Origin of the sequence: Sphaerimonospora mesophila (assembly GCF_001417795.1) — a bacterium.
GTDB lineage: Bacteria > Actinomycetota > Actinomycetes > Streptosporangiales > Streptosporangiaceae > Sphaerimonospora > Sphaerimonospora mesophila.
In genome coordinates, this window is record NZ_BCBX01000052.1 from 55910 (window position 1) to 70363 (window position 14454).

Annotated in this window: 11 protein-coding genes, 1 pseudogene and 1 CRISPR repeat array; of the genes and pseudogenes, 4 read left to right on the plus strand and 8 right to left on the minus strand. The window is 70.2% G+C overall.

Annotated features, from left to right (window positions below):
* Positions 1–6: 6 nt before the first annotated feature.
* The 8 genes and pseudogenes from AP234_RS38985 to AP234_RS30510 all read right to left on the minus strand — a co-directional run bounded on the left by AP234_RS38985 (position 7) and on the right by AP234_RS30510 (position 7607).
* Positions 7–876 (minus strand): type II secretion system F family protein, encoded by an 870-nt coding sequence (locus tag AP234_RS38985; RefSeq protein ID WP_055483206.1) that lies wholly within the window; start codon positions 874–876, stop codon positions 7–9.
* Positions 873–1739 (minus strand): type II secretion system F family protein, encoded by an 867-nt coding sequence (locus AP234_RS38990; protein ID WP_055483207.1) that lies wholly within the window; start codon positions 1737–1739, stop codon positions 873–875. The genes AP234_RS38985 and AP234_RS38990 overlap by 4 nt, the downstream gene beginning before the upstream one ends.
* Before the next feature lie 331 nt (positions 1740–2070).
* A pseudogene (locus AP234_RS39725) lies at positions 2071–3195 on the minus strand (CpaF family protein); the annotation flags it as partial.
* Positions 3192–4130 (minus strand): hypothetical protein, encoded by a 939-nt coding sequence (locus tag AP234_RS30490; RefSeq protein WP_055483210.1) that lies wholly within the window; start codon positions 4128–4130, stop codon positions 3192–3194. The gene AP234_RS30490 and the pseudogene AP234_RS39725, both read right to left, overlap by 4 nt.
* Positions 4131–4206: 76 nt before the next feature.
* Complete coding sequence (locus AP234_RS30495; protein WP_055483211.1) at positions 4207–4854, minus strand: SAF domain-containing protein; 648 nt, start codon at positions 4852–4854, stop codon at positions 4207–4209.
* A 50-nt stretch (positions 4855–4904) separates the two neighbouring features.
* Positions 4905–5672, minus strand: coding sequence for a hypothetical protein (locus AP234_RS35575; protein WP_055483212.1), 768 nt, complete (start codon positions 5670–5672; stop codon positions 4905–4907).
* Positions 5669–6223, minus strand: a complete 555-nt coding sequence (locus tag AP234_RS36790; protein WP_152990703.1) for a hypothetical protein — start codon at positions 6221–6223, stop codon at positions 5669–5671. Before AP234_RS36790 ends, AP234_RS35575 begins: the two co-directional genes overlap by 4 nt.
* Positions 6224–6836: 613 nt before the next feature.
* Positions 6837–7607, minus strand: a complete 771-nt coding sequence (locus AP234_RS30510; RefSeq protein WP_055483214.1) for a GntR family transcriptional regulator — start codon at positions 7605–7607, stop codon at positions 6837–6839.
* Positions 7608–8367: 760 nt separating this feature from the next.
* Here AP234_RS30510 and AP234_RS37480 point away from each other — a divergent pair.
* From AP234_RS37480 to istB, 4 genes are all read left to right on the plus strand, one after another.
* On the plus strand, positions 8368–8514 hold the full coding sequence (locus AP234_RS37480; RefSeq protein ID WP_160330523.1) for a hypothetical protein: 147 nt from the start codon (positions 8368–8370) through the stop codon (positions 8512–8514).
* Positions 8515–8913: 399 nt separating this feature from the next.
* A complete protein-coding gene (locus AP234_RS30520; protein WP_055483216.1) occupies positions 8914–10950 on the plus strand; it encodes a toprim domain-containing protein in 2037 nt (678 codons plus the stop codon).
* Positions 10951–11055: 105 nt separating this feature from the next.
* Positions 11056–11755: direct repeats of the CRISPR family, unit length 29 nt; unit sequence GTCCTCCCCACGCCCGTGGGGGTGAGCCG.
* A gap of 223 nt (positions 11756–11978) precedes the next feature.
* Positions 11979–13556: an IS21 family transposase gene (gene istA, locus AP234_RS30525; RefSeq protein WP_063843141.1), complete on the plus strand. Its 1578-nt coding sequence runs from the start codon at positions 11979–11981 to the stop codon at positions 13554–13556.
* Complete coding sequence (gene istB, locus AP234_RS30530) at positions 13553–14332, plus strand: IS21-like element helper ATPase IstB (RefSeq protein WP_055483217.1); 780 nt, start codon at positions 13553–13555, stop codon at positions 14330–14332. The genes istA and istB overlap by 4 nt, the downstream gene beginning before the upstream one ends.
* Positions 14333–14454: the final 122 nt, after the last annotated feature.

A 14454-nucleotide genomic window follows, 5' to 3' on the forward strand; every position in this document is an offset into this window, starting at 1 on the left:
TCCTGTTCAGCTGGCGACCAGCCGATAGATCTGCGGGAAGGTCAACAGGAGCAGGAAGGCCGCGCCCAGCAACGCGATCGGGATGACCATCGTGGTCGTGCGGCCGTTGGCCTCGGCCTTGGCGGCGGCCAGGGCCTGCCCGCGCATCGAGGCGGCCTTGCTCATCAGCGTCTCCAGGACGCGGGCGCCCTCCTGCCCGGCGAGCGCGGCGATGTCGGCCAGGTCGGTGAGCTCTGCGACGCCGACCTGCTCACCCAGCCGGGCCAGTCCCTCCCAGGGTGGTCGCTGGTTGCGCCGTGCCTGCTCCAGCACGGCGGCGATGCGACCGAACGCCCAGCCGTCGCTGACCGAGGCGGCCTTCTCCAGGGCGTCCGCCGGTCCGGCCCCGGCGCTGCGTTCCAGCGCCACGAGGTCCAGGTAGCCGGTAATGGCATGCCGGAAGTCGGCGCGCCGTCGCGCGGCTTCGGCTCGGACGCTCAGGTCGGGGGCCAGGCCCAGGAGCAGTCCGCCCAGCAGGGAGGCCCCGGCGGGCAGCGCGATCCCGGGGTCGCCGCCGGTGGCCGACAGCAGCGCGGACACGATGGCCGGGAGCGTCAGGCCGAGTACGGCACAGCCGGCCCTGGTCGCGTGGAACCGTTCGACCGATCGCCCGAGCAGCGCCAGGTCGCGGCGCGGGCACGGTAACCCGCCGAGGCGGGCGGCCAGGACGCGGCCGATCCGCTCGGCCACGCCACCCGATGTGTCGGGTGGGACGTAGCCGTGCCGTAGCCGCGCCACCACCTCCTCCAGCCGGGGCGGCGCGGGCCGCAGCTCACCGACCAGCAGGAACAGCCCGAATCCGATCAGGGCCCCGGACACGACGAACAGCACGCTCACTGCGGCCTCCCGCTCTGTTCCCGGTGGAGGAACCGGCCCGCCGGGCGGGCGTTGCCGAGCCGGTGCAGCCACCAGAAGCCGATGGCGTAGCAGGCGACGACGCCGGTGAGCGTCACCTGGCCGGCCGTCGTGCTGAACGGTGCCACGTACTCCCGGTTCAGCGCGGCGAACACGCTGTAGCCCAGGAGGAACACCATGATCCAGCGGATGGTGGCACGGTGCCGGGCGCGTTCGGCCTCGACCTCCCGGCGTGCGGCCACCTGTGCCGCGACCATGGCCGCGAGGTTGGTGAGCACCTGCCGTACGCCCACGCCCCGCCGTGCGGTGGTGCGGATGAGCGCGGCGGTGATCAGGTCGGCGACCGGGTCGTCGAGGGCGTCGGCGAAGGCGCGCAGCGCCTGCTCGGTGTCGGCTCGCATGGCCAGTTTGCGGCCGAGGTCGCGTACCTCGGCGGCGATCGCCTCGGGCGGGTGCTCGACGCCGCGGGCCAGGGCGTCTTCCAGGCCGGATGCGGCGCTGAGCATGTCGGCCAGCCGGCGCGTCCACTGTTCGAGCCCTTCGAGGCGGGCGATGCGTGATTTGGCACCGCGGCCTCCGGCCAGGCGTGGTACGGCGAAGCAGGCGGCTGCTGCGGCGAGGCCGGCGATGGGCCAGCCGGTCAGCAGCAGCACGGCGGGGCCGAGCAGCACCGCCGCGCCGGCCTGCCTGCGCATCGCGGGGCGGCGTACGGCACCGGCGAGGGCCGCGATCCTGCCGTCCGGCCGGGGCGGGGCCGGGGTCTGCTCTCGTACGGCTACCGCCAGGCAGACGATCCCCGTGGCGACGAGACCGCCGGCCAGCGGCGCGAGCAGCGAGCCGGTCATGACGCCCTCCACAGCAGGGCGGGGTCGAAACCGGCGGCGACCAGCTCGTCGATGCACTGCGGCGAGGTCGCCGGGACGGCGCGGCCGTCCGAAGCAGGGCGGGGTCGAAACCGGCGGCGACCAGCTCGTCGATGCACTGCGGCGAGGTCGCCGGGACGGCGCGGCCGTCCGATCCCGGGCGGTAGATGTGGTTGCGGGAGGGCATCGGGGTGTCGGCGGGCGGCAGGACCTCCAGCACCTCGCTGACGTACCGCCGGTTGGTGCGCGCGTCCCGCCGCATGTGGACGACGAAGTCGACCGCCATGCCAACCATGCCGTGAATGTCCTCGGACGACAGGGCGAGCCCGCCCGAGCGGCACAGCATCAGCAGCCGGGGGAAGACCTCCTCGGCGGAGTTGGCGTGGATGGTGCACAGCGAGCCTTCCTGGCCCGAGTTCATCGCCTGCAGCATCGACCAGGCCTCGTCGGCCCGCACCTCGCCGACGATGATCCGTACCGGGTTCAGCCGCAGCGAATGCTTGATCGCCGCGTCCAGGGTGATCTCGCCGTGGCCCTCGCTGTTGGCCTGCCGCGACTCGATGGCCACCACGTCCCGGTGCCGGTGCGGCAGCTGGTCCAGGTAGAGCTCGTACTCGCTTTCCAGCGTGGCGATCCGCTCGTCGGGGTCGATCTCGGCTGCCAGGGCCCGCAGCAGTGTGGTCTTGCCGGCGTTCACGCTCCCCGCGACCAGGATGTCCTTGCGCGCGCGTACGGCTGCCGCCAGGAACGCGGCCGCCCCGGCGTCCAGCGTGCCGAGCTCGACCAGGTCGGCCAATGTGACGTCGACATGCCGGTGGCAGCGGATCGACACGTGCGGGCGGGGTGTGACGGCCATGACCGCCGCGAGCCGTACCCGCTCTTTCAGCGCGGCGTTGAGCAGCGGGGTCGCGGTGGAGAACTCCCGCGAGGTCTGGCCGCCGTGGATGCCCCACATGCGGATGCGCTGGATGAGTTCCTCGTCGCTGCCGGCGACCGCCGGTCCGCGTACTTTGCTCCCGTCGGCGTAGGTGATCCAGGTCTCGCGGCAGCCGTTGATGTCGATGTTCTGTACGGCCGGGTCGGCGATGAGCGGCTCCAGCGCGCCCAGGCCGTACCGCTCGTCCTCCACGGCCCGGACCAGCCGGGCGTGTGTCCGGGGCGAGACGACGATCCCGCCGGTCAACCGTTCGCGCGCCCACGCGGTGGTCTCGGTCCGGATGATCTGGACGGCCTCCTCGCGGGTGGCCACCCCCTCCAGGGGTTCGGCGGCACGGGCGCTGATCTCGTCGACGGCCGTACGGAACGCCACGTCGTCGAGGTCGTCGGCTGCAGGTTCGGGAAAGCCCGGGGCCGGGAGGAGGTTCCCCTGCTTGGTCGGCCATGCGGTGGGTGCGGGACTGGGAAGATCCTCGACCAGCCACAGCGGATGCTCACTCATCGGCTCTCTCCGGTCGTCGTGTCGAGGCCTGCGTCGAGAGCGGAGCCGGCGCCGAAGGACGGCGGCGGCGTGTGCGACGCCGGCATCACCTGCGTCGACGTGACCGGCGGCGGTGGGGCGAGCTGCCGCGGCGGCCTGGCCGTACCAGGCGGTTCACCCGCATCCGGGACGGACGCCTGGCCGTACGTCCGGGACTTCAGGTGCTCCCACAGTTCGACGCCGAAGCCGGTGGCGGCCTGCAGGAGGGATGACATCTGCAGCCGGGCCGACCATCTCAGGTGCTGGGGAGCTCCGTCGGAGAAGATCTCCGCCGCGCGGGGCAGCATCGGGATCATGCCCAGGACGGGCGTTCCGCCGAGGGCCCGGCTGATCTCCGCCGGTGAGTAGGGTCCCTCGCCGATCAGAAGCAGATATCGCGGCGTGGCCGCGAGGGGGCCGCGGCTGAGCGCCTCGACGCGCGGGCCGCACCTGGCCACGAAGCGCACCGTCGGGCGCAGCACGAGCACCACGGCGTCGGCTGCGGTGAGGATGGCGTATGGCACGCTCTCCACGCCGAGGGCGCCCACGTCGGCGAGCACGATGCGGTCGGAGGTCTTCAGCACCTCGGCGATCTGCGGCCACGAGTCCTTGATCTGCAGTGCCTGGCGTGGATCGGCCACTCCGGGAAGGAGTAGCTTCCGCCTGGCCTCGCCGTCCAGCGCGACGGTCTCCTCCTCCAGCTGCACCCGTGCCGCGCCGAGATCTCGGGCGGCCGTCATGGCCACCTCGACGACGCCGGCCCGGTACGGCTGGCGCCCGGCGAAGTAGCCCGGCAGCACGCTGCTTTCGCCGCATTCGGCGAGTAGGACCGGGCTGGACCAGCTGAACGCGGCGGCCAGGCACACCGTGGTGACCCCGGGCGATCCACCCGGAGACACGACCGCGATCATCGTCATCCCCGCGACTCCTTCGACCGGTCGCCGGGCCGGCGGGAGCCGTACGGGCAGCGGCGGCAACGTGACGTAGTGCCTGTCACGCGGCGTCCCCCCGAGAGGTGAGGATGAGGGCGATGTGGCCGCGCATGGCCTCCCGCGCGATCAGGCCGCCCACCCCGGGCCCGACCAGGAGGTCGACGACCCTCGTCCCCTCGGGATCGGCCTCACCCACCCGGTCCACGGTCGCGGGGATGTCCTTCGTCGCGGTGCCGGCCCTCGCCTGGCCTGGATCGGTCGGTTCGGCGGCGACCAGGACGTGGTCTCCGGCGCGCAGGCCACGCGCCGGGAGCTGGCCGGGCTTGAGCGCGAGCGGCACCAGCTGCTGGCCGGGCCCGGGCGTCATCGCATCAGTGGTGTGACCGTCCGCGAGGAGCGTGCCGGCCACGAGGTCGACGGCGGCGACCCGGCCGACCATCTCGGAGAGCCGCCCGGCCGGGACGGTGGCGACCATCGGATCCGCGGCGATCCGCACCGCGGCGAGATCGTCCTGGCCGATCACCTGTCCGATGGGCACATCCCGGGCGACCACCACCACGGAGCTACGTTTGTCGAGCTGGGCGTAGGCGTACTGCCCGGCCAGCACGCCCAGGCCGATGAAGACCACGACGAGCAGGAACATCGCCGGGCGGCGCCGGCGAGGCAGGGCAGGCGCCTTGACCGTGTCATGCGTACGGGTGCGGACCATCGGGGGAAGCTCCTCAAGCGATGCGGTTACCGGGGTGATCGGCCCCCGAGTCATTCGGCCACCAGGGCCTGGGCCTCGGCCACGGGCAGCGGGAAGGAGGTCGTCCGGCTGATCGGGGCGAGGGTGCCTCCCGCTCCCCCGGAGCCCCGCCACGTCGCGCCCCACATGACGGTGACCGACACCTGGTAGAGGCCGCCGGGCCGGCCGGCCGAGGACCGCTCATAGAGATAGGTGCAGCCGCTCTGTTGATCCTTCGGCGGGCGATGCGGGTCATAGGCACTGCCGGGGCCCTGGCAGACGACGTCGGGGAGCCCGGTGCCCGGCGAGATGACGAGCCGCTGCGGCGACGCGACGACCTCGGCCCAGACATCGCCGGCCTGCACGCGCTTGGCCATCGGTCTCCACTGGCCATCGCCGTACAGCCAGAACCACTGCGGCACACCGACCATGGCCGGTCGGCCTCGCGGCGGCGCGGTCCGCACCTGCGGCAGCGGCAGGACCAGTTCCCGTACGGCTTGGGCCGCCAGCATCTGCGGCGTCACCGCCGCCTTGCCGTCTCCCGGCCGGACCAACCCGCAGTAGAAACGGTCTGGCTCGGACCCGTCGAGCGACGGCGAGCAATCGGGGTCGGCTCCCTCACTCGGCTTCGGGGACGCCGCCGGTCGAACACGGCCGGGGTCGGCTGGCGTGCTCGGGCTGCTCTTGGCCCATATTTCCCAGCCCGTCGGCAGAGAGACGGCTCCGTTGCCGTGGTCGGGTCCCGGACGCACCGCGGTCACGGGTGTGACGATCACCGCGGCCACAAGCAGGGCGGTCACCGAGTGCACTTCGTTCCCAACGCCTTCTTCTGCGCGAGACGCCACCGCCCGTCGGCTCCCCTGTGCAGCACGGCCTCGACAGCGAGGTACGGGCTGCTGAGCGTGCCGGGGATGAGCTCATGGGTGCGCGAGTCCGCCTCCCCGGACCCGGATGCGTCCATGCAATCCAGAAGTTCGGCCTTGTCGCCCTTCACCGTGACCTTCTGGACGTGCACGACGACCTTTCCCCACCCCTGGCGGTGCATGGCCTGGTATCGCTTGATGCCCGCAACCGCGCCCTCGACCTGGTCCTCGGTCTCGTACTGGCTGAGCAATTGCCGTGCCTCCTCCAGCGGCAGGGTGACCGCCCGATTCGATGCCGGCCAATAAGCGGTATAGGCGGCGATGACGGCCTCCTCCGCGGTAGTGGCTCGCGGGGAAGGGACGTCCAGCGCGGGCTTGCCGCTGGGCGACACGGCCGGCGTCGCCGTACGGCTCGCGCCCTGCGAAGCGGCGCATCCTGAGACGGTGACCACCAGAGCCAGCAGGCAAGCGCCCTTTATGCGAGCCACATCAACACTTTCTGTAGTTACTCGATTGCGGAACGTAGGGTAAAAGGATTGGTCGGTTTCGACAAGAGCAAACCCAGGTTGGCGACCAAGTTTCATTCAGCCTCCCCCCGCCTTAGGTCCAAGACTGAGCGAGTTATGGACACGCTGAAGGGTCACGGGGACCCATTGCTCACCCTGTGACTGAACGGCAGCCGGTCATGGCGCCCTGTCTTTTCACCCTGTTCGGATGCCGGGCTTGGGCAGGGTGGCGGAGGCACGACCATCGAGCTGGGATGCGCCGAGTAGGAGCTCCATCTGCATTGCTGACGAGTGGCTCGGTCGGCTGCTCAGGCTCCCTGCTCACAGAAAATCCCGACCGTCAGATGGCGGTATCCCTGCGACGCCGCAGCCCTAGACCATTTGCGATTTCGAGCGGATCCGACAAAAGGCTGCCACTATCCAGCGCGGATCCCAAACCTGGGGTGCCAGAGAGTGATTTACGAGTCCGCTGGGCGCGTCCGCAGAGCGGATTCGCGACACCCGGCCGACCGGCGAATCCATGGACATCGGGAGATGCCAACTGGCTGCAGCCCGAGTCGCCGGCCGACATAGCGCCGACGGCCCCATCGGCGATCTACTCCCTCTGGCCCATCCGGGCCGAGTACTCCAGCAGATACAGGTCGGCCGGCAGCACGATGTCGGCCGTCTCGACTACCCGGGTCCGCGACTCATAGGTCCGCTCGATCGTCAGCATGACCGACCCTTGCGGGTGGTCGAGCTTCGCGCACTCCTCGGCGGTCCCCAGCCTGGCGCCGACGGTCTCTCTCCAGTCGACGACGGGGTGGCCGATGGCGAGCATCCGCTCGACCACGCCCCGTCCCGCGTGCGGGCCTTCCTCCGGCATGACGATCGACGTGCCCCTGGTGAGGTCGAGCGGCTCCCAGCTCGTGGAGAGCATGACCGGCTGCTCGTCGGCATAGAAGACATAGTCCGTACGGAGTGCATCGGGCGCGCCCCCTGTCGGTTCGGGCAGGCCCAGTCGTTCCCTGATGGTGGCGGGCGCCTGCGTGGTGCGCGACTTGTAGTCCCACGCTGCCCGGCGGCCTTGGGCCTCCATCTCGGCGGCGACGGGACTGCCGGGACGACTGCCGCGGTTCCATGCGCGTACGAGGCGCTGGAGCTGGGGCCGGGCCTTCACATAGGTTCCGGAGCCCGGTTTGGCCACGGCCAAGCCCTCGGAGATCAGGACGCGGGCGGCCTGCTTGGCGACCGCATCGGACACGCCGAACTCTCGCATGATCTCCGGGCGGGACGGCAGCCGTGCACCCGGGGGCAGTTCGCCGGTGCTGATCTGCTGCCGGAAGTGTTCGACGATGCGCAGCCATAGCGGGCGGTCGAGATCCACCGGAACAGGTTGACAGGCTGTGTCCTCAGCCTGCAAGCTGTGGTCACCATAGGTGAAGCGGTGTCACCAGCTTAGGCGGTATCCCTGATGTACAGACGAACTCTGCCAGGCCTCGCCGAGGCGGCCGACACAGTGCGCCCGTGGGCACGCAGTACGGCGAGGAGGTTTCATCCGGGGCTTGCCGATGGATGTGAGCATGTGGTGTCCCGTCTGGTCGCGAATGCGGTGCCCCGCACTCCTAAGGAGGGAGTGATCGCGGTAACGATCATTCCCGCCCGTGACGGCCTCCGCGTGGAGGTCCGCGACCCCGGCGAGCCCGTGACAGGCGGAGAGAAGGACGAGTGGTCTGAGGTGTCCGCTCTCACGGACTCATGTGGCTGTAGCCGTACCCGAGACGGGCATGTGGCGTGGGCCGAGCTGAGGGGAACCGCATGAGCTTTCTGATCTGGGCGATCGACTGAACTGCCGTCTGTCGACTTGTCAGGCGCATCGAAGCTGCCCCGCTGGTCGCAGTTGGCCGCGATCGGCGGGGCTCGGGCGGCCCCCACGTCTGAGGGGGCACCGGGGCCGCCCACCGAAGCCAAAGAAGAGAAACGGGCCCGCCGGCGACGCCACGCCGACGGGCCCACCGATCAGGAGTGAGGTCCTGACCTTGAGCAACCATCGCACACATTCCGCCCTCGGAGAGGACGGACCGTCCCTTCAAGAACTCATCGATGCGTACGGCGACGACTGGGTGATTCGCGGCAACACTCGGGCGTTGGCGACTCGGAGGCGTCAACTCCCCCTCGACGTGCTCCTCAAGACCGATCTCGCCATGACCATCGACGCGAGCGATCTCACCGACCTGGCAGTACAGCTCGAGGAGCAGACCCGGCTCGCCACAGAGCACCTGGGGGAAGCGTGATTCCGGAGCCCTACCACGGCATTCACGCCGCCGCCGCACAGCCCGACGCGGCGACGGTCCGGTGGTTGAAGCCACACTCCCGCTGCGCTCGGATCAGAGTGAAAGAGCACACCTGTGAATGCCGGGCGCGGATCTACGAGCTGTGCCAGGCCGGTGGCCTCTTCTTCGTCCGGCGGACCGACCGGAGCCGAAGCGGGCAGCAGATGATGGAAACCGAGTGGCTCCCCTCCGCCCGAACGCGGGAGCTCTGGCACAAGATCCTCACTGGCCACGCCATCTGAACGCGCTCAGTTCTCCAGTCAGGCCAGCCCCCGCGCGGAAACGCCGCAATCGTGTACCGGCAGACGTGCGCCGACCGTGTCACAGACGATGCAATCCGGGCCACCAAGCCTCGAAGGCGTGGTTCACGAGGTTCGAGACGCCGAACGTCCCCAAGAAGCCGAACGCCCCGACGCCGCTCTTCTGGACGCGGCCGCCCGGCAAACCTCCCTGCTGCGCAGCGGCCAGGACTGGGCGGAATGGCTCGACCTCGCCTCGCGACATCGCGGGTACGGCTTCGCCGCCCTCATGCTCATCCGGGCGGCCCGGCCGGACGCCACGATGCTGGCCGGCTACGAATCGTGGCGGCGGCTCGGCCGTCAGGTGGCCAAGGGGGAGCGCGGGATCCGCATCATCCAGCCGAATACGGCACGTCCGACGACCGTGTTCGACATCGCGCAGACCACCGGCCGCCCAGTCCCTGATGAAGCGGCGGCAGCCGTACTCGAGCCCGCAGCCGCCCTGACAGCACTCTCTGCCTTCGCCGAGCGGATGGGCTTTCCCGTCGTGCGGTCGCCGTACGCCGGGGTGGCCGTGACCGTGCTGCGGAACGAGCACGGGCGCCGCTTCATCCGCATCGCCGACGACGCGCACGATGCCGCTGCCGTCGCCGCTCTGGCCCACGAACTCGGGCACATCCTGCTGAAACACCCGGCCGGAGTCCCAGCCGTCACCTCGCCCGACTGCGGGGGCGTGTGGAAGATGGAGGCCGATTCGGTCGCCTACCTGGTCCTGCGGCGACTCGGCATGGACCCTTCGAGGATCGTTTTTCCGAACGTGTCCAGCTGGGCGGGATCCGATCCCCGGGCTCCCCGGTTCGCCACGATCCGCATGGTCGGCGACCGCATCCTCCTGAGCGCGACGCTACTCACCTCCCATCTGCAGGGCGCGTCACCGTCAGCGGCGCAAGCCGTACGACATGGCCGGACGCAGAGCGCGCAGGCAGAGCCGAGTGACGCACAGACCCCCACGACAGGCGCGGCCGGACGGCCAGGGCTGCCGCGGAGGGAAGGCCAGGACGTCTACTTTGAGGCCGAGCGGTTCTTCGTCGGGCAGCTGGGCCGCAGGTGGGCCCTGCCGTACCTCCGCACGCGTGGAATCGACGCGGCCACGGCCAGGGCGTGGCGGATCGGGTACGCGCCGAGCGGCCGGAGGGGACTGGTCGCGCATCTGCGAGGCCGCGGCTATGAGGACATGATGATCGAGGCGTCCGGCCTGGCCAGGCGTCGCGGCTCCCGCCTGGTCGACGCCTTCCAAGAGCGGATCGTGCTGACGCTGCGGACGGAGGATGGCGACATCGCGGGCTTCATCGCGCGCCACTCCCCCAAAGGCCGGGGTCCGAAGTACCTGGCCAACCGAGGGTCGGCGAAAGGCAGCGTGCTGTACGGCCTGGCCGAGAACCGCCGGCTTCTCGCCGCGGGTGCCCATCCGGTCATCGTCGAGGGCCCATTCGACGCCATCGCCGTCACCTTGGCCGGGGGCGGGCGGTACGCGGGTGTGGCGACCTGCGGGACGGCCCTCACCACCGCGCAGGTCGCCGCTCTCGCACAGGTTGCCGACCTGGACGCCGGGGTCGTGGTCACCTTCGACGGGGACTCAGCAGGGGTACGCGGCGCCGCCAGGGTGTTCGACCTGCTGCGGAGCGCGGAAGCCGTGCGCCTTCCCGAGGGCCGAGACCCCTCGGCGATCCTCGCCCAAGACGGCCCGGTGGCCCTCGCTCGACTACTGGAAGGCGAGCGGGTGCCACTCGCGGACGTCGTGGTCGACGCCGAACTCGACCGGTTCCCTCGCCTGCGGTTTCCCGAAGACCGGATGCGGGCCCTGCAGGCCGTCGCGCCGATCGTCGCCGGCCTGCCGTCGGGCCAGATCGCCCGTCAGGTCGTCCGTACGGCGACCCGCCTGAACCTCGATGTGATGGTGGTCAACGAGACCGTCATCACCGCCATCGGGCAGGCACCGCCGAACCTATCGCGCCTCACGACAGCGACCCTGAGTTCCGCCGCCGTGGCACGCTTGGACGCTCCCGCCACACCCCCGGAAAGAACCCACCCAGAACCCGCGCCGAAGGGCGCGTCGTCACCTCCCCGATCACCAGCCCGCCATCGCCGCAAGCCCTGATGGCACAGGATGGCTATAGTTGATCAGGTGTATAAGCTCGGCTGGCTGTCACATGCCTCGCTCTGAAAAGTGCAAGTGAGATTGTGAACCTGCAGGTCGGGAAGTGTCCTCCCCACGCCCGTGGGGGTGAGCCGTTGATCAGAGCAACGGACAGGTTCATGACGCCGTCCTCCCCACGCCCGTGGGGGTGAGCCGATCGACAACGTGAACATGTCAGCGAACATGTCGTCCTCCCCACGCCCGTGGGGGTGAGCCGGACTGCCGCCGGGTGGACATGCAGCGGATCGGGTCCTCCCCACGCCCGTGGGGGTGAGCCGCCGTAGCTGGGTCCGCTCGGCCCGCCGCCGCCGTCCTCCCCACGCCCGTGGGGGTGAGCCGCTGCGGGGCATGTCGCCGGAGCAGATCCAGGCGTCCTCCCCACGCCCGTGGGGGTGAGCCGGCACGCATATCAGTGCCTCACTGTCCTGCGTCGTCCTCCCCACGCCCGTGGGGGTGAGCCGCCACATGTGCGGTCACCTTGGCGGCCTTGACCGTCCTCCCCACGCCCGTGGGGGTGAGCCGAACGGCGGATACGCGCTGTCGCCGGTCTGGGTGTCCTCCCCACGCCCGTGGGGGTGAGCCGCGGGTCACCGGGTGGACGCAGGCGCTGGCCAAGTCCTCCCCACGCCCGTGGGGGTGAGCCGGGCGGCGTCAAGGACGTCAAGGAAGCGCTGGAGTCCTCCCCACGCCCGTGGGGGTGAGCCGCTCATCAGGGAAGGCCACGACCATGACGAGTCGTCCTCCCCACGCCCGTGGGGGTGAGCCCGTGTGAGCGGCCACGAGAAACTCCTGTTCAGCGGACGGATAAGTCCAGGCTGATGGACAGGGAGTCCCGGCTGGCGGTCATTGGAAATCCTGGTTGATGGCCAGGTAGATCTCCTGATCTTGTCCGTGTGTCACCACGTGGGCGCCCCTCCGCGGGGGCTTGGGTTGCGGGTTGTCGAGACCTGAACCCAATCCCGCGGAGGGGGCCCGTGACGAAGTCTGGCATGGAGCTCATGGAGATTTACGAGGCTTACGACCTGACCCGCTGCGCGTGGTCGGCGGCCCGGCTGGCCGGGTGCGATCCCAAGACCGTGCAACGCTATGTCGCGATCCGCGCGGCCGGGGGCAACCCCTACCAGACAGCGCCACGGGCGAAGCTGATCGACCCGTTCCTGGCGAAGATCGAGGAGAAGGTCGATCTGTCCAAGGCGACCGTCCGCGCCGATATCGTGCACTCCGACCTGGTGGCGATGGGATTCACCGGGTCGGAACGGACGACCCGGCGGGCGGTCGCGCAGATCAAAGCGGCCTGGCGGGCCGGACGTCGCCGGGTGTACCGGCCCTGGATCCCCGAGCCGGGCATGTGGCTGCAGTGGGACTGGGGTGAGGGACCCCGGATCGGCGATCGGCGCACCCAGTTGTTTTGCTGCTGGCTGGCCTGGTCGCGGTTTCGGGTGGTGCTGCCCACGTGGGATCAGACGCTGGGGACGTTGACCGCGTGCCTGGACGCGGCGCTGCGCCGGATCGGCGGCGCGCCGACCTATCTGCTGACCGACAACCCCAAGACGGTGACGGTCGAGCACATCGCCAAGGTGGCCGTCCGGCATCCGCAGATGGTGGAGCTGGGCCGGCATTACGGGTGCGTGGTGCACACCTGCGAGCCGTTCGATCCCGAGTCCAAAGGCGGGGTGGAGAACACCGTGAAGATCGCCAAGGCGGATCTGGTGCCCACGGCCACCAACCTGCGCGCGGCCTATGGGAGTTTCGCCGAGTTGGAGGAGGCCTGCGCCACCTGGTGTGAGCAGGTCAACACCCGCCGGCATCGTGCCACCCACCGCGTCCCGGCCGAGATGCTCGCCGAGGAACGCGCGCGCCTGCACCTGGTCCCCGACCAGCCGTATGTGCTGGCGTTGGGCGACGAGCGCCTGGTCGGTGATGACCGCACGATCCGGTGGGGTGATGTGCGCTACTCGGTCCCGCCCGGACATGAGGGTGCCAAGGTGTGGTGCCGGGTGCACGGCGACCACCTGGTCATCGTCGGCCGTGACCTGCGCTCGGACCGTGCGGGCGCGCTGACCGAGGTGTGGCGGCACGAGCTGTCGGTCCCGGGCCGGCCACGCATCGTCGCCGAGCACTACCCCGATCACCCCGGCGGTAACGGGCCCCGCCAGCCCCGCCCGCGGCCGCAGAGCAAGGCCGAGCAGGACTTCCTTGCCATCGGCCCCGGCGCGCAGGCGTGGCTGATCGAGGCTGCCGCGACCGGGGTGGCCCGTATCCGCGCCAAGATGGCCCGCGCCGTCGAACTGGCCGCCATCGTCGGTGCGACCCGGGTGGACCAAGCGCTCGGGCTGGCCGCGATCCACGGCCGTTTCGGGGATGAGGACCTGGCCTCGATCTGCGACTACCTGGCCACGCATGAGGAACAGTCGCAGGCGGCGGTGGCCGATGAGGCCCACTCGGCCCAGCCCGGCACCGCCTCCTGGGCCGCTCTGTCCGCTCACCCGCACCCGTCACCCACTCCTGCGTCACCTGGCCCTTCGTCATCGAACCGCACGCCTACTGAGGAAGAGACACGCCGATGAGCGTCACGTTGCCCACCGCTCCGCCGATCCCGCCCGAGTTGGAGGCGTTGCTGCGCCGGATGCGTTTTCCTTATGCCCGCAAAGCCGCGCCCGAGGTCCTGGCCACCGCCCGTGCGCAACGCTGGGATCCCGCCGAGGTCGTCCGGGTCCTGCTGGCTGAGGAAGTCGTCGGCCGCGACGGCGCCACCCGGGCCAACCGCCGCAAAAGTGCCGGGTTTCCCTCCGGTAAGACCTTCTCCTCCTGGCGTGCCACCGATTCATCGATCAGCCAGGCCACCCAGGACGCGCTGATGACCCTGGAATGGGTCACCCGCGCGGAGAACTGTGTGATCTCCGGCCCGTCGGGGACGGGAAAGTCCCACTTCGTCGAGGCCCTGTGCCATCTGGCGATCGACAAAGACCTGCGGGTGTCGTGGTTCACACTGGAGACCCTCGCCGCCGCCGTCGGCCGCGCCAAGGTCGACGGGACGATCTCCCGGGCCATCGGCCGGATCTGCCGCAGCGACATCATCGTGATCGATGACATCGGGCTGCTGCCGGTCGGCCACGACACCGCCGAGGCGTTCTACCGCGTCGTCGATGCCGTCTACGAACGCCGCAGTATCGCTGTGACCAGCAACATCCACCCGTCCGGCTTCGACACGATCATGCCGAAAACCCTCGCTACCGCGACCGTCGACCGGCTGATGCACCACGCGCACTTCGTCGAGACCAGCGGAGAGTCCCACCGTCTCGCCGAGGCCCTATCCGGCCGCGGCGTCCGACCCCTGACCTGACCACCTACTGGGATCGGCCTGGCCACCCGCCTAAATTTCTGGTGACCGCACCGGGAATTCCGATGGCCATCAGCCTGGAGAAATCTGACCGCTCACCCGGAGATCGGCGTGTCCGTTGACAG

What these genes read in the sequence shown, in the direction of transcription:
- AP234_RS30495 (WP_055483211.1), bottom strand. Translation starts at nt 4,854, where the DNA reads ATGGTCCGCACCCGTACGCATGACACGGTCAAGGCGCCTGCCCTGCCT.
- AP234_RS30490 (WP_055483210.1), bottom strand. Translation starts at nt 4,130, where the DNA reads ATGACGATGATCGCGGTCGTGTCTCCGGGTGGATCGCCCGGGGTCACC.
- AP234_RS38990 (WP_055483207.1), bottom strand. Translation starts at nt 1,739, where the DNA reads ATGACCGGCTCGCTGCTCGCGCCGCTGGCCGGCGGTCTCGTCGCCACG.
- istA (WP_063843141.1), top strand. Translation starts at nt 11,979, where the DNA reads ATGGAGCTCATGGAGATTTACGAGGCTTACGACCTGACCCGCTGCGCG.
- istB (WP_055483217.1), top strand. Translation starts at nt 13,553, where the DNA reads ATGAGCGTCACGTTGCCCACCGCTCCGCCGATCCCGCCCGAGTTGGAG.